Annotated in this window: 18 protein-coding genes, 2 tRNA genes and 3 rRNA genes; 18 read left to right on the forward strand and 5 right to left on the reverse strand. The window is 50.0% G+C overall.

The genetic code is table 11. The annotated features are described in order from the left end of the window. The 9 genes from NT002_03300 to NT002_03340 form a co-directional block, all read left to right on the forward strand. Positions 1 to 800, forward strand: an 800-nt coding sequence (locus tag NT002_03300) for a DUF92 domain-containing protein (GenBank protein MCX6828297.1), incomplete at its 5' end; no start/stop codon positions are given. A 90-nt stretch (positions 801 to 890) separates the two neighbouring features. Continuing rightward, entirely contained in the window at positions 891 to 2102 is a 1212-nt protein-coding gene (locus NT002_03305; GenBank protein ID MCX6828298.1) for an acyl-CoA dehydrogenase family protein, read from the forward strand. Between the two features lie 257 nt (positions 2103 to 2359). Beyond that, on the forward strand, positions 2360 to 3391 hold the full coding sequence (locus NT002_03310) for a thiamine pyrophosphate-dependent dehydrogenase E1 component subunit alpha (GenBank protein ID MCX6828299.1): 1032 nt from the start codon (positions 2360 to 2362) through the stop codon (positions 3389 to 3391). Positions 3392 to 3434: 43 nt separating this feature from the next. Then, on the forward strand, positions 3435 to 4418 hold the full coding sequence (locus tag NT002_03315) for an alpha-ketoacid dehydrogenase subunit beta (GenBank protein ID MCX6828300.1): 984 nt from the start codon (positions 3435 to 3437) through the stop codon (positions 4416 to 4418). 9 nt (positions 4419 to 4427) lie between these two features. Further along, on the forward strand, positions 4428 to 5711 hold the full coding sequence (locus tag NT002_03320; protein ID MCX6828301.1) for a dihydrolipoamide acetyltransferase family protein: 1284 nt from the start codon (positions 4428 to 4430) through the stop codon (positions 5709 to 5711). Positions 5712 to 5782: 71 nt separating this feature from the next. Then, a complete protein-coding gene (lpdA, locus tag NT002_03325; protein MCX6828302.1) occupies positions 5783 to 7180 on the forward strand; it encodes a dihydrolipoyl dehydrogenase in 1398 nt (465 codons plus the stop codon). A 174-nt stretch (positions 7181 to 7354) separates the two neighbouring features. Next, complete coding sequence (locus tag NT002_03330) at positions 7355 to 7678, forward strand: DUF2752 domain-containing protein (protein MCX6828303.1); 324 nt, start codon at positions 7355 to 7357, stop codon at positions 7676 to 7678. Beyond that, entirely contained in the window at positions 7671 to 8024 is a 354-nt protein-coding gene (locus tag NT002_03335; protein MCX6828304.1) for a TM2 domain-containing protein, read from the forward strand. The genes NT002_03330 and NT002_03335 overlap by 8 nt, the downstream gene beginning before the upstream one ends. Positions 8025 to 8086: 62 nt before the next feature. Next, positions 8087 to 8428: a PAS domain-containing protein gene (locus tag NT002_03340; GenBank protein MCX6828305.1), complete on the forward strand. Its 342-nt coding sequence runs from the start codon at positions 8087 to 8089 to the stop codon at positions 8426 to 8428. Between the two features lie 95 nt (positions 8429 to 8523). Here the strand turns inward: NT002_03340 and NT002_03345 are convergent, their stop codons facing one another. The 3 genes from NT002_03345 to lipB all read right to left on the reverse strand — a co-directional run bounded on the left by NT002_03345 (position 8524) and on the right by lipB (position 11739). Beyond that, complete coding sequence (locus NT002_03345; protein MCX6828306.1) at positions 8524 to 10224, reverse strand: hypothetical protein; 1701 nt, start codon at positions 10222 to 10224, stop codon at positions 8524 to 8526. A 122-nt stretch (positions 10225 to 10346) separates the two neighbouring features. Then, complete coding sequence (locus NT002_03350) at positions 10347 to 10976, reverse strand: O-methyltransferase (protein MCX6828307.1); 630 nt, start codon at positions 10974 to 10976, stop codon at positions 10347 to 10349. Positions 10977 to 11025: 49 nt separating this feature from the next. Continuing rightward, positions 11026 to 11739 carry a lipoyl(octanoyl) transferase LipB gene (lipB, locus tag NT002_03355; GenBank protein MCX6828308.1) on the reverse strand — a complete coding sequence of 238 codons (714 nt, stop codon included), beginning with the start codon at positions 11737 to 11739 and terminating at the stop codon, positions 11026 to 11028. 525 nt (positions 11740 to 12264) lie between these two features. Here lipB and NT002_03360 point away from each other — a divergent pair. The 7 genes from NT002_03360 to NT002_03390 all read left to right on the forward strand — a co-directional run bounded on the left by NT002_03360 (position 12265) and on the right by NT002_03390 (position 19120). Next, positions 12265 to 13676, forward strand: a 16S ribosomal RNA gene (locus NT002_03360). 133 nt (positions 13677 to 13809) lie between these two features. Beyond that, positions 13810 to 13883 (forward strand) — tRNA-Ile (locus NT002_03365). An 8-nt stretch (positions 13884 to 13891) separates the two neighbouring features. Then, positions 13892 to 13964: transfer RNA gene (locus tag NT002_03370), tRNA-Ala, on the forward strand. Between the two features lie 148 nt (positions 13965 to 14112). After that, positions 14113 to 17143 (forward strand): 23S ribosomal RNA (locus NT002_03375). 141 nt (positions 17144 to 17284) lie between these two features. Next, positions 17285 to 17401, forward strand: a 5S ribosomal RNA gene (gene rrf, locus NT002_03380). The 16S, 23S and 5S rRNA genes sit together here with 2 tRNA genes alongside, the layout of an rRNA operon. Before the next feature lie 162 nt (positions 17402 to 17563). After that, positions 17564 to 18070, forward strand: a complete 507-nt coding sequence (locus NT002_03385; protein ID MCX6828309.1) for a hypothetical protein — start codon at positions 17564 to 17566, stop codon at positions 18068 to 18070. A gap of 342 nt (positions 18071 to 18412) precedes the next feature. Next, positions 18413 to 19120: a hypothetical protein gene (locus tag NT002_03390; protein MCX6828310.1), complete on the forward strand. Its 708-nt coding sequence runs from the start codon at positions 18413 to 18415 to the stop codon at positions 19118 to 19120. A gap of 187 nt (positions 19121 to 19307) precedes the next feature. On the opposite strand, the gene NT002_03395 is transcribed toward NT002_03390, so the two are convergent. After that, on the reverse strand, positions 19308 to 19517 hold the full coding sequence (locus tag NT002_03395; protein MCX6828311.1) for a TOBE domain-containing protein: 210 nt from the start codon (positions 19515 to 19517) through the stop codon (positions 19308 to 19310). A gap of 397 nt (positions 19518 to 19914) precedes the next feature. Between NT002_03395 and NT002_03400 the strand changes: the two genes are divergently transcribed. Together NT002_03400 and NT002_03405 are read left to right on the forward strand one after the other, a co-directional pair. Further along, positions 19915 to 20574, forward strand: coding sequence for a cysteine hydrolase (locus tag NT002_03400; protein ID MCX6828312.1), 660 nt, complete (start codon positions 19915 to 19917; stop codon positions 20572 to 20574). A gap of 28 nt (positions 20575 to 20602) precedes the next feature. Continuing rightward, positions 20603 to 20959 (forward strand): cupin domain-containing protein, encoded by a 357-nt coding sequence (locus NT002_03405; GenBank protein MCX6828313.1) that lies wholly within the window; start codon positions 20603 to 20605, stop codon positions 20957 to 20959. Between the two features lie 183 nt (positions 20960 to 21142). Here NT002_03405 and NT002_03410 read toward each other — a convergent pair whose 3' ends face one another. Continuing rightward, on the reverse strand, positions 21143 to 23059 hold the full coding sequence (locus NT002_03410; GenBank protein ID MCX6828314.1) for a dockerin type I domain-containing protein: 1917 nt from the start codon (positions 23057 to 23059) through the stop codon (positions 21143 to 21145). Positions 23060 to 23234: the final 175 nt, after the last annotated feature.

Below are 23234 nucleotides of genomic sequence, written 5' to 3' on the forward strand. Positions count from 1 at the left end.
TCGGCGGCATACTCTCGCTTATTATCGCCTTTTTTGCCTTCAGATTGAAGGCACTTTCCGGAAGCGGCGCCGTAGGAACTGTTCTGGTCGGCACGATTGTCTTTGGATTCGGCGGAATACTTTTCGCCGTTCCCTTAATCTTTTTCTTTGTAAGCTCGAATCTTCTTTCGGCAATAAGAACAGCCCGGAAAAATTCGGTAATCAGTATATTGGGGAAGAGTGGGCCGCGTGACTTGAAACAGGTTCTTGCCAATAGCGCGGCGGCTGCGGCTATGGTTCCCATTTATGCCATTACCGGCGAAATATTCTGGTTTTTTCTTTATCTGGCGGCGGTCTCTGAGGCCGCGGCCGATACTTGGGCAACCGAATTGGGGACGCTCTCAAAGCACAGTCCGATATCAATTGTCACTTTCCGAAAAATCGATCCCGGTCTCTCGGGCGGTGTGACCGTTTTGGGAACTCTGGGGGCAATGGTGGGGGCGGCGGCCACTGTTGGCAGCGGCTATCTGACCATGATGCTGATGAATCAGAAAATGAATATTGCAGATATGGCATGGCCGGTAGTCATGCTTTTCGGTTTTATCGGCTCATTGAGTGATTCTTTCATTGGCGGGGCGTGGCAGGGGCAGTACCGCTGCTCAATCTGCGGGAAGATCGTTGAAAGAACTCTCCATTGCGGGCGGGAGACAATTCTACACCACGGTTATCGTTTTATCGGCAATGATCTGGTCAACTTTTTCGGCACCGTCTCAGGCATGCTGCTGGTCGGGCTGTTCTTGAAGGTTCTCATACAATTTTGAGTGGAGTTTCCCAGTCTGCGGCCAATTGTTCTTGTCATAGTATCCTTATAATGTGGACTGGAAAACGTGATAATTCGGGAGAAGTTATAAATGGATTTTGAATTCAATGAAGATCAACTGGCGGTGCAGTCGCTTTGCCGCGATTTTGCCCGGAAAAATATCGCCCCCGATATTAAGGAAAATGACCGGGAGCAGAAATTTGACCCATCCATTTTGAAGAAGATGGCGGAGTTGAACATTCTTGGGCTCTGTTTTCCGGAAAAATACGGCGGCGCGGGAATGGATTATATCTCGCTCGGCCTGGCCTGCGAGGAATTGGAATATGTTGACACCTCCGCCCGAGTGATTCTTTCGGTGCATATCGGGCTCAATTCGCTGACTCTTCTTTCCTGGGGCAACCAATTCCAGAAGGAAAAATATCTTGTGCCGCAGGTGAAAGGGGAGAAGATTGCCACTTTTGGCCTGACGGAACCGAACGCCGGATCTGATGTGGTCGGCATCCAGAGCACGGCTGTTAAGAAGGGGGGCAAGTATATCCTGAACGGCGAGAAAATGTGGATAAGTCTGGCCGATGTGGCCGACAATTTTCTTATTTTTGCTTGGAGCGACCAGGAGAAGAAAAGGCTTCGCGACCACAGCGGGATAAGCTGCTTTATAGTCGAGCGCTCGTTTTCCGGTGTAAGCAGCGGCCCCATTCATGGTAAGCTTGGAATCCGGGCCGGCAATACCGGCTGGATCGCGCTGCAGGATGTGGAAGTCCCCGAGGAAAATCGTCTGGGCCATGAGGGTGAGGGATTTGGAATTGCCATGTTTTGTTTGGAGCAGGGACGGTACACGGTGGCGGCCGGATCAACCGGACTGATAAAGGCCTGTCTTGATGCCTCTATCCAATACTCGTTCACGCGGAAAACATTTCAAGCGCCGATTGCGGAGCACCAGTTGGTAAAAGAGATGATAGCCAATATGGAAGGGGGTTACCAATATGCCCGTCTTCTCTGGCTTAAAGCCGGCTGGCTAAGGAATAAAGGGTTGCGAAGCACAAGAGAAACTTCGCTGGCCAAGTGGATTGCCTGTCAGGAGGCGGAAAAAGCCTCGGCCGATGCGGTCCAGGTTCACGGCGCCTATGGCTATTCCGACGAATATCCGGTGGAAAGGTTCTACCGCAATTCCAAGGGAGCATCGATATATGAAGGGACGCGGGAGATTCATAAGCTGATGCAAGCCGATTACACCCTTGGTTTCCGGGTTGATAAACCGCGCCGCTGTAACCTGCCCTCGTGGCCATTCCCGGAAAACGTCTGATCAATAATCCCGGGAAAATAGTTCCTATTCTGAGTGCAGCAGCGGGCAACTCCAAGAAAAGATTAGCCCGTCGGCGATTTGATGCGTAATATGACAGATTAGAATGATAAATTGCAGTCCATTTTTGGCGATTTATGAGTATAGAAGAGGAATTAGGACAGAAATGGTTGACAAAATCGATTGGAAATATATTTTAAGATGAATTTCTTGAATCCGGCATCTTTGAGTGAACAATGATTTTTAATATTGGAGGATAAATGTCTGCGAATCAAGCGGCCAATAAATCAAAATTGAAGCAGATCGGTCTCTCCGAAGAAACTCTTCTGGGACTTTATACCAATCTGATGAGGACCAGACTGCTCGATGAAAAATTCCGCAAGCTTTTCCGTCAGGGAAGGTTTGCCGGTACATATTTCTCGGCGGTCGGGCAGGAGGCCACCACGGTCGGGGTTACTTACGGCCTTCGTGATGAAGATATTATCGGCCCCTCGCATCGGGAAATCGGGGCCGCGGTCACCAAGGGAATACCTTTCCGGGAGATTGTCGCTCAGGTTTTTGCACGCTCCAGCTCGCCCGATAAAGGGAAAACCCACCCCTGCCATTACGGCTCACGCGAGAAGGGGATAATCAATCCAGCCTCGACTGTAGCCGGGCAGACAGTGGTTGCCACCGGCTGCGCCATGGCTTTCAAAATTCAAAAGAAGGACAATGTGGCTGTCGCTTTTTTTGGCGAGGGCTCGACCGCCCGAGGCGGGTGGCACGAGGCGCTTAATTTTGCCGGTATCCATAAACTGCCGATGATTTATGTCTGCCAGAATAATCTCTGGGCCGAATCGGTCCCCGCGACTCTTCAGGGCGCTATCGAGCATTTTGCCGACCGCGCTAAAGCGTATGGATTTCCCGGTGTGACAATTGACGGCAACGATGTTGTGGTCGTGCACAAGACTGCTCAGGAAGCAATTGCCCGCGCCCGGGCCGGTGACGGGCCGACTCTGATTGAATGCATGACCTACCGCTGGTACGGCCATTCCGAAATCGATCCGGCCAATTATCGCCGTTCCGAGGAATTGGAAGAGTGGAAGAAAAAGGATCCTATCGCGAGAGCGGAGCTGCTTTTGACGGAGTTAGGCCTTCTTACCGTCGAAAAGCGGGAAGTGCTAGTCGAACGGATTGAGCAGGAAATGGAAGAGGCGATCAAATTCGCCGAGGAATCCAAATATTCCGAACCCGAGGAAGCCTATTGCGATGTTTACTCGGATAAGTTCCCGGTCAGAAGAGAGGAATATTAGGCGGTCATAAGATGAAAATAATTCTGAGAGTTCAGGAGATAAAATGAAAACGACGACATTTATCGAGGCTATTACGGAAGCAATGGCCGAGGAAATGGCACGTGATGAAAGTGTTTTTTTGATTGGCGAGGATATCGGCCTCTACGGGGGTGTTTTCAAAGCGACCAAGGGGCTGATGGATCGTTTCGGGACAGAGCGGGTTATCGATTCCCCCATTTCCGAGGCTTATATAATCGGGGGTTGTGTCGGTGCGGCGATGGTCGGAATGCGCCCGGTGCCCGAAATACAGTTCGCCGATTTCATCACTCCGGCCATGGACCAAATTATCCAGCAGGCGGCCAAGATTCGTTACCGTTCCGGCGGCGCCTGGACCTGCCCGATGACGGTCAGAGTCTGTTGCGGCGGTGATGTCGGCGGCGGATTGTACCATTCGCAGATCAACGAGCAATGGTTCTTTTCTCAGCCGGGTCTCATCGTGCTGATGCCCTCGACGCCGTACGATGCCAAAGGGCTTCTTAAATCCGCCATCCGCGGAGAAGACCCGGTGATCTATTTCGAGCATAAGAGACTGTATCGCTCTATCAAGGAGGATTTGCCCGATGATGATTTCACGGTTCCTATCGGCAAGGCCGCCATTAGAAAAGAAGGGAAAGATATCACGCTGGTCGCCTATGGGCTGATGTGCCATAAATCGCTTGAGGCTGCAGCCGCCTTGGAAAAAGAGGGTATTTCGGCAGAGCTGATCGACATGCGGACTCTTCTCCCCTGGGATAGAGAGACCATTTTTGAGTCGGTGAAGAAAACTTCCAAGGTTGTTCTGGTGCAGGAAAATTCCAAGACCGGCGGTGTCATGGCCGAGGTCGGGGCGTCCATTGCCGAGGAGTTGTTCGATTATCTTGATGCTCCCGTGACCCGGGTTTGCGGGCTGGATGTGCCGATGCTTCCTTTCGCCCCGCCTTTGGAGCATTACTTCCTGCCGAACGCCGAGAAGATTATCCGCGCCGTAAAAAAAGTTCTGGAATATTAGGGAGGAAAGATGGAATATAAAGTTATTGTTCCGCCGCTGGGAGAGTCGGTTGTCGAGGGGACCATTGTCAAGTGGCTCAAAAACGAGGGTGATAAAATAAAGGTCGATGACCCCCTGGTTGAAATCATGACCGACAAGATCAATATCGAAATTCCCTCGCCCCATAACGGGGTGATGAAACGGCATCTGGTTCCTCCCGATACGCTGGTGCAGATCGGGGCGGAAATCGCCATAATGGAGATAGAAGGAACGGCAGTCGGAACAAAAGCTTTCCAGACGCTGCCCGAAAGCGGCAAAGAGGCGATTCCCCGCGAGCAGGATGTCAAAGCGCCGCCGGAGGAGTTTGTCGGCACGACGGCCCATCACGAGCAGATGGGTATCCATGCCGATCAGAATGCCATTGACGCGGGAATCAAGGCGGTCAAGTCATCGCCGGTGGTTCGCCGTTTGGCCAAAGAGCATTTCATCGATCTGCGTCTGGTGCGCGGCACCGGTCGCGAGGGACGAGTCAGCAAAGAGGATGTCATCAGATATATCAACAGCCGCCATCAGGTGGATGTCAAGAAACCCGATTTTGCCTGGCCCGATGACGAACCGGAAGAGCTTATCCCGATTACCGGCGTGCGCAAGGTAATCGCCGACCATATGGTCAAATCGGCTTTTACCATCCCTCATGTTACGACTTTCGATGAATGCGATATGTCGAAGCTGATCGCGTGGCGCAAGGAGTATGTCGATAAAATTGAAAAGATGCACGGTGTGCGTGTGACCTATCTGCCGTTTATGGTCAAAGCGATAATATTTGCCGCCAGGGAATTCCCCTGGATGAACGCTACTTTTGAAAAAGACGTTTTGCATGTGAAGAAATATTTCAATGTCGGTATGGCGGTGGCGCGACAGAATTCGTTGATTGTTCCGGTGGTTAAGCACTGCGAGCAAAAGTCCATACTTCAGATTGCCAAAGAGATGCGCGATCTGGCCGACCGGGCCAATGCCGACAAGTTGACGGTCGGTGAAATAACCGGCGGCACTTTTTCCATTACCAATGCAGGTCTTCTGGGTGCACTCGGTTCGACGCCGATTATTGCTCATCCGCAGGTGGCCATTTTGGGAGTGCATAAGATAGTCGAACGACCGGTGGTGTGGGATGGGCAGATTGTGATCCGGCCGATTCTCAATTTCGGTCTCTCTTTTGACCACCGCGTGGTCGACGGCGCTTATGCCGTCCAGTTCCTGCGCCGGACGATTGAATATCTGGAGAACCCGGATAGCTGGCTTCTGGGAGTTGTTTAGGACACGGATATTTTGTATTATGGTTGAGGCGCATTTATTTGCCTTATACTATTTTGAAAAAGGATATTGATATGGCAGAAAAATATAAACTGGTCGTAATCGGAACCGGCCCGGGCGGATATGTCGCCGCCATCAGAGCAGCGCAGTTGGGCATAAAAACGGCCGTGGTTGAAAAAGAATACATCGGCGGGGTTTGCTTGAACTGGGGGTGTATTCCCTCCAAGGCGCTTCTATATGTGACAGAGTTGAAAAGAACGGTCGAGGGGGCGTCTCGTATCGGGCTGAAAAGCCTGGCAGTGGAAATCGATCTCGACAAACTCCGCAGGCATAAGGATGATACGGTCAAGCGGCTTACCAGCGGCGTCAAATTTCTTATGGAGAAAGCGGGAATAAAAGTATATGATGGTTATGCATCATTTCTTTCTCCGACGGAAATTGAAATTGCCGCTGATGGCGGTAAAACCAAACTCGAAGCCGAATATTTTATCATCGCCACCGGGGTCGAGCCGATAGATCTGCCCATGATCAAGATGGACGGGAAGACAATTATCGGCGCTCGCGAGGCAATCGATATTCGGTATGTTCCGCCGACCATGGGCGTGATCGGTGCGGGGCCGATCGGATTAGAAATGGCAACCGTGTATAATACTCTTGGTTCCAGGATAACGGTCATCGAACTTCTCGATAGCGTTCTTCCCATGCTCGATCCGGAAATATCCTCATCGGCCGAGAAGGCTCTGCGCAAGCAGGGGATGGAATTCTATTTATCATCGAAAGTTGTGGCTTCCCGGAAGAAGGGTGACAAGGTTGAAGTTGATATGGAGAGTCCGCAGGGAAATAAGACTTTCACTTTCGACATGGTTCTGGTGTCGGCCGGGATGAGACCGAATACGGCCGGGCTGAATCTCGACAAAGCCGGTGTGAAAACCGATACCAGGAAATTCATTTCGGTTGATCAGAGAATGCGGACTAATGTGTCCAATATATTTGCCATTGGCGATGTCACCGGAGGATTGCTTCTGGCACACAAGGCCTCGCATGAGGGAATTGTCGCCGCCGAGGCGATTGCCGGTTCGAATATGGGCGCCGACTGGAAAGCGGTGCCGTATGCGGTTTTCACCGACCCGGAAATCGCGGGAATTGGTCTGACCGAAAAAGAAGCGGCCGCGTCAGGGAAAAAGATCAAGGTCGGCAAGTTTCCATATCGTGCGGTAGGGAAAGGTATTGCCACGCTGGCCACGGAAGGTTTTGCCAAAGTTATTTCCGATGCCGAGACCGATGAGATTTTGGGAATACATCTGTTCGGCCCCCATTCGGGGGATATTATCTTTGCCGGAACGGCGCTGATGGAGTTTGACGGCACCGCGGAGGATTTGGGGCATATAATGGGGATTCATCCCACTCTTTCCGAAGCGCTGATGGAGGCCGGCCTGAACGCCAACAAAAAGGCGATACATATAATAAATTAAATCCTGTCGCCGGGTGCACGGGCGCACGATATTACGCTCCAACTCCCTTTTCGGGCCGAAAGGGAAACGCCCTGGTTCTGTTGGATTTTGATTGAAAACCCTCCTTCTTTCACTTGTTTTGAGCAACTTGCCTTCATTATATTCCGTAGTAATAATTAGATGATGGAAAGCGGAATGAAGAAAATTCTCACATTTCTAATGCTACCGTATCAGAAGGAGATTCTCCTCTGGGGGGCGGCGCTGATTGCGCCGGCTTTTATTGACCCGGCGAAGCAGCATTTCTCATTCTGTCTTTTCAGAAATATCGGAATCGATTTCTGCCCCGGGTGTGGATTGGGGAGAGCGATCGCGCTTTTCTATCACGGCGATATCGCCGGTTCCTTTTTGTGTCATCCGCTCGGCATAATTGCTGTCATAATATTGTCACTTAGAATAGTATCGCTTATATGTAAATCGCCGGGTCTGACCGGCCTTAGAATGGGAGAATATCATGGCTGACCTTTATCAGTTGCTACCGGAATTGCAGGTGGACGAAATGATCTTCGTGAGCGGCCTGCTTAAGAATGTCGATGAGGAGACCGCCCGCCGCTTCGCGACCGTATATCGCTCGCGAAGAAAGGAACCTCAAACCGTCCTGTTGATGTCTTTGATCGGTTTTGTGGGGATCGCCGGTGTGCATCGTTTCTATCTGGACCAGATAGGCATGGGCCTGCTATATCTTTTTACCGCAGGCATTTGCTTCATCGGGACAATCATCGACATTATTAATCATAAGGATCTGGCCTTTGAATATAATCAGAAGAAGGCACAAGAAGTTTTTTACATGATTAAAGGTTCTGCTTGAGGCCGATACCGGATCTATTCAGTGTCTTAAATTCATAACCATCATATAGGGATTTCTTGAGCATGTCTTTCGCTTCATGGATAAGGGAATTTCCCGGAGCCATCACTATTTGCAATGCCGATGGTATCATTCTGGAAATGAATGACAAGGCTGATGAGACTTTCAAGCAGGATGGGGGCGCGGATTTGATCGGCAAGAACCTTCTCGATTGTCACCCGGAGCCGGCCCGCAGCAAACTGCGCGATTTGATGAAATCGCGCAAAGTGAACTGCTATACAATCGAAAAGAATGGTATCAGGAAAATGATCTATCAGTCGCCATGGTACAATAACGGTGCATATGGCGGCGTAGTGGAGTTCTCAATAGAAATTCCTACCGAAATGCCGCACTTTGTGAGACAGTAAATCGCTTTCAAGTTTAAGTGCGGCCATTTTGAGTTCGACAAGTCCTGGTGTCCGGGCACTTGATTGGAACCGCGACCGAAACACGATAAGAGGAATCAATAATCCACTTCCTGGTGCATCTGAAACGCCGTTTCGCCATTTGGCCGAAAACGGTAGATCACCAGACCGGCTTGACCGGCTGCGACAAAGAAGGTATTAGCGACAGCGTCGACATCATGAGCCATGTCGGGAGTCGGGATGCTTCCGGCGAGCATGGGATATAGCGGATTTTCTATGTTCACAATCTGCAGACCGCCTTCCCAGCCGTCGGCAATGAAGATATATTTTGAATACAGAGCGAGCGAGAGTGCCTGGCCGGGCGTATCATAACCGGCAACCTGATAGGGATCGCCGGGATTGGAAATGTCGAAGATCATAAGGCCGCCGAAGTTGTCGGCCAGGTAGGCATAATTGCCGACAATGGCTATATCCCGCACCTGATCGGGCGTGCGGCATGTAGCTAGAAACCAGGGGTTTCCAATAACGGAAAAATCGACTACTACCAGACCGGATGCTCCGGCCGCAATGAATACGTAACTTCCGCTTACGGCCGCCCCGTATGCGGCATCTTTGGTTTCATACTTCGAAAGTTCGTGTGGAGTTACCGGATCTTTTAGATCGAGAATCTGAAGGCCGGGGCTGCAATCGTTGGTTACAAAGGCAACATTGGCGGCCAGAGTAACCGAAAGCGCCTGTCCGGAGGTCGCGAAACTCCCGGCAATAATTGGATTCCCCGGGTTCGTTATATCAATGATTTGCAGGCCGCCTTCCTCGGCGGCAATATAGGCATAATTCCCGTTCACATCCAGGTCAAGGGCCTTCCCCGGTGTCGTGATATGTCCTCTGATTTGGGGTTGTCTTAAATTCGTAACATCGATAATCTGGAGGCCCGAGTCATGATCGGCAACATAGGCGAGATCTCCAATTATCTTCACGGCCAAAGCATAGTCAGAAGTCTTGCAGATTCCCAGTTGCTCTATCGCCGTCTGACCCGCCTGAAGTGTTCCCATGGCGACATTCGACACAGAGGACCACTGGGTGAGTTCTTCATCACGGGCTTTCAGAGCAATCCAATAAGTCTCGCCGGGAGCGAGATTGGCGATGAAAATTTCCTCCTGTTTTCCTGCCGCCTGAGGATTGGGCAAGGCGGTCATCTTGACCGCATATTGCCAGGTGTTCAAATTGATGGGGAAATCGGCATATCGCATATCATATTCGGCGGCCTGCCCGGTGTTTCCGTCATCGCCCGGCGCGGTCCAGGATAGCGTCATGCTTTTGAGTTCTGTCTCGACCACAGCCAGGTCGGTGACCGGAGCGGGGGGAATAGTGTCCTGGGGAGTTGTCGTCCGGGCGCTGTCAACAGTTGAAATGGTCGACCAGTTAGGAACCCCATCGGCCGTGCGAAGCGCAAAATAATAAAGCGTGCTATTTGAGAGATTCCTGATTATTAAATTCTCGGGAGAGCCAGCCCTGCCGGGCAATGGTTCGCCCACGGCTCTCAAGGCACTGTTCCAATTTTCTTCCGATATGGGCTCGGTGAAATATCTAACATCATATTCGTCTGCCCGCCCAATCCTGCCATCATCACCGGGAGCCAGCCAAGTAATTGTCGCCGTGGTAGAAGTCGTCGCTTTGACCGCCAGATCGGTTACCCGCGATGGCGGCGTGACATCGGCCGGTATCGGCAGAGGTTCCGTTACCTTCTGGCAGCTGATCGCGAGACAGAAAAGAAGAGATAAGGCCTTGATAAAGCGCATGGATTGAATCTCTGCTGTTTAGTGCGTCTGATTCAGAGACGCCCGAAATGGCAATCCTGTGCAAAACGACCTTGAATCTTTTGGATGCCAAGCTGTTACTAAAGCCCCATAAAGCCGGATACTCAGACTATTTTTATCGCCATACCCAGACCGTCGTGAATTGGGATGAGGGAAGAAAGGATATCCTTTGAGTTGAACAGCCCCCGGTTGAATTCGAGGATAGCCCGGCTGGCCGCAGTCGGTTTTCGATGCAGAATCCGCCCGGACCAGAGGACATTATCGGTGATAAAAATACCCCCCCTGCGGAGGCGCGGAACAGCCAATTCAAAGGCCTCAGGATATGATTCCGTGTCGATATCATTGAGAATAATATCAAAAGGGCCGTCGAATTTTCCGATTATTTTCAGGGCATCGCCTGCGTGAAATTCAACTTTCGATTTACAACCGCCCCGTTCCAGGTAATCCAGCCCGCGCTGACGGTTATCTTCGGACATATCGGTGCAGATTATTCTGCCCCCGCCGGTCATGCCGCCGGCAAACCAATAGGCGGAATAGCCGTACCCCGATCCCATTTCAAAAATTGATCTGGCGTTTGAGGCCAGAGCCAACTGTCTCAGGAAACGCCCCGCCATGGCGCCGATAATGGGGAAATGATGCCGCCGGGCATGGGCCTCCATCTCCTTCAGAACCGGGTCATCAGCCGAGGGCAAATTGGCGATATAATTTTCAATTTTGGGTTCAATAATGTTCATAAAGCACCTTGCTAACTGGGTTCTTCATATCGAACTAAGCATTTACAGCCTAAATAATTCTGCCGGCAGCCAAATCGTTTATGAATTGCGCTGCATTTCTTATCATCTCAATATCATAATCAAAAAGGGTCGCGAAATTCTTGGCCAGGGAATCATTGACCTGCCGCTGACTGATATTTCGCCCCAATATTTCCGATAGCGAGCCGACTGAATAGTCTATTATGCCGCAGGGATTGATTAATCGGAAATATTTGAGATCCGTGGTTACATTAAGAGCCAGACCATGGTAAGTAATCCAGTGGGCGACGGCCACGCCGATAGCGGCCAATTTCTTATCGCCGACCCAAACCCCGGTCAATCCCGATTTTGTCCCGGCCTCCAGCCCGAATTCTCCGAGAGTGGCCGTGACCAATTTCTCCAGATCCCGGAGATACTGATGCAAATCGCGTCCGCGAAAGTTCAGGTCAACGATGGGGTAGAGGACAGTTTGACCGGGGCCATGAAAAGTGATATCGCCGCCTCGTTCGACTTTGAAGAGCCCGATTCCTTTTTCCCGCAAGAATTCCGGGGTGACCAGGAGGTTTTCCATAGTAGTCCCTCTTCCCATGGTGATTGTCGGCTCATGCTCGGTGAAGATAAGACAATCGGGAATTCGTCCTTCATGCCGCAGTGACACCATTGATTTCTGGAGCAGCCGGGTGTCATCATATCCGGTTCGCCCCAAGTCTATCCGGAGCAGCCTTTTGCGTGAAGAACTCGACATATGGTCAATATAGAGGCCTTTTGTCGGATCGAAAAGGATTTTATTAGGGGCCGGGGAGGTTGACAATTCTGAATTGAGCCCGAGGCTCAATGCCTCAAACGTTATTTGAGGCGGGTGCAGTTTCTTGGCGGGTGCGCAAGCTGTAAACTAAAGTCTTGCTTACAGATGTCGAAAATATTATGTGTTATAGGATGTTTTGGGAAAAGTGGGAACCGGGGGCGGGTAATATTGTTAAAGACAAATAGATACAGGAAAGAGAAAGATATTTTGAAAAAAGTTATTTTTTTCTCTTGACAAGATAATGGATAGTAGTTATTATCCTTGCCTGCCTGAAATATGGCAGTTTTTTATCAGACTGGTTCTTTGAAAACTTAATAGCAAGTACCGAGCAAGAAGAATGATTCTTGTCGGTAGTGTGGGTCTCAATGTCTTTAAGACATATTTTGAGATCGTAGTTCGAATAACGAAGTGTTTCGTAAAAGGAACAACCTTCGAGAATATGACATCGCAAATAAGAGATGTAATATTACGGAGAGTTTGATCCTGGCTCAGAACGAACGCTGGCGGCGTGCTTAATACATGCAAGTCGAGCGAGAAAGTGCCCGCAAGGGTGCGAGTAAAGCGGCGAACGGGTGAGTAACACGTGGGCAATCTGCCCTCAAGCCTGGAATAAGCCTTCGAAAGGGGGTCTAATACCGGATAACATCTTCTGACGGCCTCGTTGGGAGATCAAAGGCGGGGAAACCTGTCACTTGGGGATGAGCCCGCGCTCCATTAGCCTGTTGGTAGGGTAACGGCCTACCAAAGCTATGATGGATAGCCGGCCTGAGAGGGTGATCGGCCACACTGGGACTGAGATACGGCCCAGACTCCTACGGGAGGCAGCAGTAGGGAATATTGCGCAATGGACGAAAGTCTGACGCAGCAACGCCGCGTGGGTGACGAAGCTCTTTGGAGTGTAAAACCCTGTCAGCGGGGACGAACCGATCGGAGAGTAACTGCTCCGGTCCTGACGGTACCCGCGGAGGAAGTTCCGGCCAACTCCGTGCCAGCAGCCGCGGTAATACGGGGGGAACGAGCGTTGTTCGGATTTACTGGGCGTAAAGGGCGTGCAGGCGGATTCTCAAGTCGGATGTGAAAACCGTAGGCTTAACCTACGGCCTGCATCTGATACTGTTAATCTTGAGTACGGGAGAGGAAAGTGGAATTCCAGGTGTAGCGGTGACATGCGTAGATATCTGGAAGAACACCGGTGGCGAAGGCGGCTTTCTGGACCGATACTGACGCTGAGGCGCGAAAGCCAGGGGAGCAAACAGGATTAGATACCCTGGTAGTCCTGGCCGTAAACGATGGGCACTAGGTGTTGAGGGTATCGACCCCCTCAGTGCCGCAGCTAACGCATTAAGTGCCCCGCCTGGGGAGTACGATCGCAAGGTTGAAACTCAAAAGAATTGACGGGGGCCCGCACAAGCGGTGGAGTATGTGGTTCAATTCGAGGCAACGCGAAGAACCTTACCTGGGTTTGACATGTACTGCTGGGAACTCTAAGGAGACCGCCGGTGATAAGCTGGAGGAAGATGGAGATGACGTCAAGTCCTCATGGCCCTTACATCCAGGGCTACACACGTACTACAATGGCCGGTACAGAAGGCTGCAAGACCGCAAGGTGGAGCCAATCCGTAAAACCGGTCTCAGTTCAGATTGAAGTCTGCAACTCGACTTCATGAAGTTGGAATCGCTAGTAATCGCGAATCAGCAGGTCGCGGTGAATACGTTCCCGGGCCTTGTACACACCGCCCGTCAAGCCACGGAAGTTGGGAGCACCCGAAGTCGTTTGCCTAACCGCAAGGAGGGTGACGCCTAAGGTGAAACCGATGACTGGGGCTAAGTCGTAACAAGGTAGCCGTAGCGGAAGCTGTGGCTGGATCACCTCCTTTCTAAGGAGTTAGCTCTTGATCTCTCTATAAGAGTGGCAAGGGCTAGGTCGACACACTCCCGGTAGAGTTTTTTTCTGCCGGTACTTGCTATTACCTATAAATCTTGGGCTTAAGATTGGGTTCAAAAGCTTTTGGGCCTATAGCTCAGTTGGTTAGAGCGCGCGCCTGATAAGCGCGAGGTCAGTGGTTCAACTCCACTTAGGCCCAGATTGATTGGGGATGTAGCTCAGTTGGGAGAGCGGTGGCTTTGCAAGCCACAGGTCGCCGGTTCGATCCCGGTCATCTCCATAATAAGGCAAATTGATTTTGCCTCTTAAAGCTCTTTGACAACTTCATATTGTTAGCGTATGTCAATCCTTATTCTGCGGATTGACATACGGGCATCTTCCAATAGGTTGCACAGAAAATACCTTTGGTGAACTTGAGAAAGGTTTTCGATCAAGTTACTAAGGGCACTCGGTGGATGCCTTGGCACGGGAAGGCGATGAAGGACGTGGTAAGCTGCGATAAGCTTCGTCTAGGTGCAAACAACCTTTGAGACGGAGATTTCCGAATGGGGTAACCCATCCGTCTTCATCGACGGATATCGCCCGCTGAATACATAGGCGGGTGGAAGCGAACGAAGGGAACTGAAACATCTCAGTACCTTCAGGAAGAGAAAATAATAATGATTCTCCTAGTAGCGGCGAGCGAACGGGGAACAGCCTAAACCGATTGGCGCGTCAAAGCCTGCGTGCGTTGCGCTGTCGGTGTTGCGGGAACCGGAATCGGTCTGAATGCAGTCAGGCCGGGAAGTTACAAACAGTCTGTTTAGCTGAATGATCTGGAACGATTTGCGGTACAGGGTGAAAGCCCCGTAGGCGAAAAACTGACTGCTTCCCTTATCTGGTTTCCCAAGTATCACGGACTACGTGGAGGTTCGTGTGAATCCGCCAGGACCATCTGGTAAGGCTAAATACTATCCCGTGACCGATAGTGAACTAGTACCGTGAGGGAAAGGTGAAAAGAACCCCGGGAGGGGAGTGAAATAGTACCTGAAACCGTGTGCCTACAAGCGGTCGGAGGAAAGGTTTCTCTTCGGAGAAACCGGACTGACGGCGTGCCTATTGAATAATGATCCGACGAGTTACTTCTCTGTCGCAAGGATAAGCCAAACACTGGCGCATCCGTAGCGAAAGCGAGTCTGAATAGGGCGACCAAGTGGCAGGGAGTAGACCCGAAGCCAGGTGATCTATGGATGGCCAGGATGAAATTTCGGTAAAACGAAATGGAGGTCCGAACATACCAACGTTGAAAAGTTGGATGATGAGCTGTCCATAGGGGTGAAAGGCTAATCAAACCTGGAAATAGCTGGTTCTCCTCGAAATAGCTTTAGGGCTAGCCTCGAGCTATAGAGTAATGGAGGTAGAGCACTGAATGGGCTAGGGGCCCCACAAGGCTACCAACCCCAATCAAACTCCGAATGCCATCACTTGTTCCTCGGGAGTCAGGCAGTGGGGGATAAGCTTCATTGCCGAAAGGGAAACAACCCAGACCGTCAGCTAAGGTCCCCAAGTCGTGCTAAGTGTCAAAGGAAGTGAGATTACTTAAACAGCTAGGATGTTGGCTTAGAAGCAGCCATCATTTAAAGAGTGCGTAACTGCTCACTAGTCTAGTGGTCTTGCGCCGAAAATGTATGGGACTATGCACGGCACCGAAGCTGCGGAATCGTTTCCGGTTCGCCGGAAGCGGTTGGTAGGGGAGCATTGTGTGCTCCTTGAAGGTCGATCGTAAGGTCGGCTGGAGGGCACAGAAGAGATTATGTCGGAACGAGTAGCGATAAGGCAGGCGAGAATCCTGCCCACCGAAAACCTAAGGTTTCCTGGGGAAGGTTCGTCCGCCCAGGGTTAGTCGGCCCCTAAGCCGAGGTCGAAAGGCGTAGGTGATGGAAAGCAGGTTTAATATTCCTGCACCGGTAGAGTCGCGTTTTAATCTATGGGGTGACGCAGTAGTGACGGTCAGTCCCGAGCTGGTTTTCGGGATCTAAGCCGGTAGGTGGGGAGCGCAGGCAAATCCACGCTCCTAACACCGAGAGGTGATGGGGAGGACTTCGGTCCACAAACTGACCTTAATCAGACTGCCAAGAAAAGCCTCTATGATAGTTGCTTTGCCGACCGTACCGCAAACCGCCACAGGTAGGTGAGGAGAATATCCTAAGGTGCGCGAGCTAACCCATGTTAAGGAACTAGGCAAATTGACCCCGTAACTTCGGGATAAGGGGTGCCGTGAGTAAGTGAGGCGGTTTTCCCGCGGAGCTGAAAGCGGTTTCAAAAAAGAGGCCCTGGTGACTGTTTACTAAAAACCCATGTCTCTGCTAAGCCTCATAAGGCGATGTATAGGGACTGATACCTGCCCGGTGCTGGAAGGTTAAGAGGAGAGGTCAACCGCTTTCGGGTGGTGAAGCTTTGAATCGAAGCCCCAGTAAACGGCGGCCGTAACTATAACGGTCCTAAGGTAGCGAAATTCCTTGTCGGGTAAATTCCGACCTGCACGAATGGTATAACAATTGGGGCACTGTCTCAACATGGGACTCGGCGAAACTGTAGCAGCGGTGAAGATGCCGCTTACCCGTATCGGGACGGAAAGACCCCGTGAACCTTTACTATATCCTGGTATTGGTATTTGGTCAAGCATGTGTAGGATAGGTGGGAGGCTTTGAAGCTGGTCCGCTAGGATCGGTGGAGCCACCGTTGAAATACCACCCTTGTTTTATCGGATATCTAACCTTGAGCCTTGAATCAGGCTCGGGGACACTGCCAGGTGGGTAGTTTAACTGGGGCGGTTACCTCCAAAAGCGTAACGGAGGTGTGCAAAGGTTCCCTCAGGCCGGGTGGTAATCGGCTATAGAGTGTAAAAGCACAAGGGAGCTTAACTGCGAGACCTACTAGTCGAGCAGGTGCGAAAGCAGGCTTTAGTGATCCGGCGGTTGTGCATGGAAATGCCGTCGCTCAACGGATAAAAGGTACTCTGGGGATAACAGGCTTATCGCGTCCGAGAGTTCATATCGACGACGCGGTTTGGCACCTCGATGTCGGCTCATCGCATCCTGGGGCTGAAGAAGGTCCCAAGGGTTTGGCTGTTCGCCAATTAAAGCGGTACGTGAGCTGGGTTTAGAACGTCGTGAGACAGTTCGGTCCCTATCTGATACGGGCGCAGGATACTTGAGGGGAGCTGATCTTAGTACGAGAGGACCAGATTGGACCGACCGCCAGTGCACCTGTTGTCGCGCCCGCGGCATAGCAGGGTAGCTGCGTCGGGAAGGGATAAGCGCTGAAAGCATATAAGCGCCAAGCCCACCCCAAGATTAGGTATCCCTTACCGTAAGGTAACTGAAGGCTCCTGGAAGATGACCAGGTTGATAGGTCACAGATGTAAGCATCGTAAGGTGTTGAGTCGAGTGATACTAATAAGCCGTGCGACTTGATCGATTAAATTTCTTTCTCATAGGCCAAAGGTCATTTTCTTTGCAACCTGTTGAGAGATGCCCGCAAATGCGCTTAATGTGCGCGGCAGATGTCCTCATCTGCCGAAATTCGAAATACGCTGACAATATGTCGTGATAAATATTTTCCGGTGGCGATAGCGGAGGGGAAACACCTGTTCCCATTCCGAACACAGAAGTTAAGCCCTCTGGCGTCGATGGTACTGCTCGGGTGACTGGGTGGGAGAGTAGAAAGCTGCCGGGAGTAAATAGAGAAGCCCTCTTGAAAAAGAGGGCTTTTTTATTGACTTTTGCGCGCGGATTGATAGATTTAAACAGGCGTAGTTTTGCCAGAACTGCCTTACAGGTGGGATTTAGAAGTGATTTAATAGCACTCATCCGATGCGCGGATTATTAGTTAATCAAGATGGAAATTCTATATTTATTTATCGGTGCACTCTTCAGCTGGATTATAGCCCATTATTATTACCGGCGCTCTGCTTTAGAGGAGCCAAAGTGGGCGGCGCAATTGCTGAAGAAGCTGCATGAAACAACTAACAGAGCAGACGCGGTTGGTCTGCTTGCAACGACTGCCCAGTCCGCGGCTACTCCCAATTATTCATTTGAATTGATGGCCGACGAAGATCCAATATTGGCGCTTGCTGGACTGAGAATTGAGATTGAGAAACGCCTGACGCAATTGGCCGAAGCTAACAATATAAGTGCCCAGCGTGCTGGAGTAAGTAGATTGCTGAAGATTTTGGGCGAACGTGGCCTGCTTTCAAATGAGGAAGGAATTGTGCTCGCCGATCTGGTGGGATTATTGAATATCGCTGTTCACGGAGGGAAGGTGGATAAGAGAATAACTGCTTGGGGTCTTGATGCAGGAAAAAGATTCCTGGTCGGCTTGGATCGTCGATCGGGGAAAGAATAATTATACACAATAAATGGATGCCCCACTCAATAAAAGGATTTGATATAACATTCGGTGAACAAAATACATAAATGTCGAAACCGCAGAAAATTATAAATTTTTGCAGATGATGGAGGGGTAATACGAATGGGAAAGCCAGAATTGGAAGGACTTTTTAGGTTCCGCGGGGTCTTAGGCTTCCCGGCGTCAAGGAGGAAGGCGTGACCCTGCGGCATAAGAAGGAGGAATGTCCCATTGCATATGAATGATTATGAGTTTTGACCTAGTGCTTGAAATAACAATCCCACAGCCCGCGGTGGCGGGTGGGTTACCCGGCTATTATTAACTGGCGTGAGCAATATCATGAGAAACATTGTCTTCTTATTAGTTCTACTGTCCAATATCTCTTATGGTAAGGATTATGGGATCGGCGTTATCTATTTTTCTGCACATGGAGTAAATTCATCATCATTTCAGACTGATTCTATGTCAATCTTCGCAGAGCCGTCGAGATCTTCAAAGATCATAGCAAAGCTCCGACAAATTGCGCCCAAGGGAGACAAAGCTCCATATCAATATATAGTAACTCCGTCCATGCGGGGCGTTTCAAAAAACATTGTTGAGTTTGCTTACGAGGAGTCGGGATTACCTTTTGATAGTGTCAATGAAACCCGGAATTGGGTAAGAGCTGTCTATGGATTATCAGATTCAAATATCTCTTATAAAGGCTGGGTTGAAGTACAGTCACCTCATACCGAGATTATTTTCTGGTCGGTGAAATTGAAACAGAGGGACGTGTTTTTCCTTTCAATCTCACCTGTCCCTAAGTTTTTTGACGAGCCCAACGGAAATGAGGTCGAATTCCCATTGGTAGAATTTAAATATGGTGAACGTAGGTATAATTATATCATGCATCCCCTGAAATCTGAGGGAAGTTGGCTTCAAGTTCTCGTTGTTACACCAAGTGATTTCTGTGAAAATCCTCTTAATCCAAAGAAGAAGATTTTGTGGATTAGATATTTGGATGATAGTGGTCGCCCCTTGGTGTTTTATTATTCGCGTGGTTGCTAAATGGACCGGTGGCCCGCCATTCATGGTGGGACAAATCCAACCGGCCGGGTGGCCCACCCGCTTGGGGAGTTAAGTAGGTCAAGACCCCTCGGCGGTCTTGACTATCTTCTTGGTTTAATATTATGAACGCTCCGGGTCGCACCTCGCACTCCGTGCTCGGCAAGGCCCCACGCAACCTTGGAATTTGTTATTCGCGCACCAGCAGCACATTTATGGCCTTTACGACAACTCTAACCTTGTCCCCCTTCTTAATACCGAGCTCCTTCAGCGAATCGATCGTCATCACGGAACTCATTACCGAGTCGGCCGGAACATTCACCGTCACCTGACACATCAGCGAACCTTTCTTGATACCGGTCACCTTCCCGATCAACTGATTGCGCGCACCGTATTTCATATTTTCCTCGCCAATAAATGGTTACTGCTATTGTATGCTGTAAAACAAAGCAAAAATTCGTCTTATCGGGCACAATTTATCCTTTTTCCTTTCATGTGGCAAGAGGAAATTGGGCGGGGTCATACCTCGCACTCCGTGCTCGGCAGGAACCGGCGCAAATCCCAATCCAATTTTATTGGAATTTCGGTTGACTTGGCGGTTCGTGGCCGGATTGAAGTCTGCGGCTTACATAATCCGGCAAGCAGATATTGAAAATCCCTTTTCAAATTCCAATAATTGCTTTACTTTATTATTCCTATGGCCCGGAGTTCCCGATGAATTCCCCTTTGAGGAGAGGAATGAGAGCCATGACAATCTTAGTAAGTACTTTAAATTAGGTCCAGAGGAGGATTGATTCATGCCAGCCTATGTTTCATCAGACAATATCGTCTCAAAGTCAAAGGAATGGCTTAATCAGATTGCCGCATTCAATACTCACCAGATGTCGCTAAATATAGACAAGGCCGCCCTGCTGGTAATCGATATGCAGAAATTCTTTTTGGATCCCAATTCCCCAACATACACGGAAAGCGGCCCGGCTATTATTCCCTCAGTCAAACGTCTGATCGCGGCCTTCCGTGCGGCGGGTCGTCCGGTAATCTATACCAAACATGTTCATCATCCCGATTTCATCGATGCCGGAATCATGAAATGGTGGTGGGATGGCGCCTGTCTGGAGGGAAGCCCTGAAAGCGAAATAGATGATGATATTGCCCCGCTCGCGAATGAGAAAATTATCCTTAAACATCGCTACTCGGCTTTCTATAATACCGATCTCGAAACGATTCTCAGATGTCTTAAAATTGAAGATTTGGTGATTACGGGAGTAATGACCAACATGTGCTGCGAATCAACCGCCCGTGATGCCTATTATCGCGATTATCGGGTTTTCTTTTTGGCGGATGCGACCGGAAGCATCAATGAGGAAATGCATAAAGCAAGTCTTCTCAATCTGGCGTTTGGCTTCGCAATGGTGACATCGGCTGAGTCTATTATCAAGCAGATTCAGGCCGGGTAAATCAGGTTCCGAAAACAGGAGGATATTTATGAATGGTTTCTTGAAAGAATGGGATAATACCATTTACCCGGAGATGATCCGCAATCTGCCGGAGGTGGATGTTAAGATCAACGGTATCCGCGGTTGGCTGATGCAGGCAGGGAAGAAGCAGGTGGTTTTCTTTGATATTCAGGCCGGTTCTATTGTTCCGGCGCATGCTCATTGCGCTCAATGGGGAATTATGCTCGAGGGGGAAATGGTTCTCACAATCTCCGGGGAGGCGAAGACATATCACAAGGGTGACAGCTATTTTATCCCCGAAGGAGCGGTTCATTCGGCCACCTTTCCGACCCAGATCAATGTCATCGACATATTCGACTCCGCCGACCGGTACAAGTCAAAATGATTTGAGATAACATAGAAGTGCACGATGGCCATTTTGCCGTTTTCATCTGCACCGGGCAATGAAATATTCGTACGGTCGAGATCGTGAAATATAAGAACGGGCACGAACCGGATGGTTCGTGCCCGCTTGAGGCAAAACAAGAAGGCGTAATAATTCGATTCCAGACGAATCCTTATTTTATAATCAATTCGGCTTCCAGTCGGGATCGAAGGCATGGCCGCTGGAAGTGACGGTTAATCGGGTTTGCCGGCTTCCGTCGGCTTTCATAATGTAAATCTCCATATGACCGTCCCGCCAGGATACAAATGCGATCCGCAATCCGTCTGGCGACCACTCGGCATCATCCTCATTTTGAGAACTGGTCGTAAGGCGCACGGGGCCGGTGCCATCGGCGTTCATGGTGTAAACTTCGAAATTCCCATCCCGGTTGGAAACAAATACAATTTTGCCGCCATCAGGTGACCAGGAGGACCAATAGTCATCGGAAGTGTTGTCCGTCAATTGCACCTGGTTGGCACCGGAAGTATCCATCACAAATATCTCGTAATCGCCGGCAAGCCCGGAGTAAAGGACTTTTTCACCATCAGATGACCATCTTGGCCCGAAGCCGATAGCCGAGCCGACCCGGTGCAGATCACTGCCATCAATATCTACCATCCAGATATCCGAGTGATAGTCGGAAGGATACATCCTGGCGAAGAGCAACTTGGTACCATCGGGCGACCATTGCGGACACCAATCCCAGGCACCGGGAATATCGGTCACACGGGTCACATTGCCGCCGTCGGCATCCATAATAAAAATCGACCAGGTATTTTCGGATTCAAAATGTGTGTAGAATGCTATTTTGCTGCCGTCGGGAGACCATTCCGGGGCCATGTTACGTCCCGGCAGAGCCGTCAGTTGCTGAAGATTGCTGCCATCACAATCTATCGTATATATCTGATTATTTCCGTCCGGTGGAGTAATGGTGTAGGCGATCCTGCCCACGCAAGGGCGCAACTTCTCTATGAAGGCGGTATCGCACCAGTAAATATCTTTGGCCGAACCGTTCCACCGACCATAGAAGAAATATTTGCCGTCCGGTGTAACTGTCGGACAGAAATCGTCTCCCACGGTATTGATACTGCTTCCGAGATTAATTGATTCCGTCCATGAACCGTCTTCGTTCCGGAAGCTGATATAGAGATCGGAGGCACCATACCCACCCGGTCTATTCTGGGCGTCAAATATCATATAGCTTTCATCGGCTGCTATATATGGATGAGCCTCATAGTACCCTTTGTTTATGGCCGTTCCGAGGCGCTGCGGCATGAAGTACTGGCCGTCGACAAATCGCGACAGATATATGCAGGGAGGTACGACGCTAACGTTAGTGAAGTACATATTGCCGTTCGAGCTTTGAGTAGAATACATGACCATTATGTTGTTGAAGGGCACGCCAAGATACTGCGGATCCGACCAATCGGAATCGATTCTGGTGACAAACCAGTTACAATTATAAGGTACCGCCGTTTGGTATCCCGAACAAGGCCGGGTACTGCTGAAATAGAGCCTTTGGCCATCGGGAGTCATTAGCGGCTCCATGTTCTCATAATTGCCGCAGAAAGGTGCTATTGCCGGATTTGTCCATGAACCGTTCACAATTTCAGAGAAATAGATTTCATTTATGTTATCTCCTCCCCTCCGGGTAAAGTAGAATTCCTGGAACGAGGGATCGAAAGATGCCACAAACTCTGTTTCAGAACCGGAGATAAGCCCCGGGGCGAAGATTTGTGGTATGGAGTCAGGGGGGACCTGGCCCAGATATTTGGAGCAGGCCGGCTTGGGGCCGCCCTTATAAAGAAAATTAATCATATAGGTAATATCAGAAATGTTCACGATCCCGGAATTATTGACATCGGCGGCCACGAGCGTGTTAGGTGACTGGCCGCCTTTGTAAAGGAAGTTGATTAGAAAGGTTATATCTTTGATATTAACTATCATGTCATTGTCGGCATCACCGCAAACCGTGGCGGCAATGGCATTGTTAAAAGAAGAAATACCTGTCAAAAAAAGGATTAACAGGAATAAGCGCATCGCAACCAAACGGATTCTCATAATCGTTTCTCCCTAGTTTAAACTCGAATAATGTGTTGTCATAGAATTAGTTTTATGAATATGAGAATTCTTGCAAGTTATTTACCCGGATTTTGAGATTTTCCGATAATGGAATTGCGGAATGATGAAAATCAGCTTGCTATAAAGGGAAAAAGACTATTTTGCGTTTTCAAAT

This window comes from Candidatus Zixiibacteriota bacterium (genome assembly GCA_026397505.1).
Classification (GTDB): domain Bacteria; phylum Zixibacteria; class MSB-5A5; order GN15; family PGXB01; genus JAPLUR01.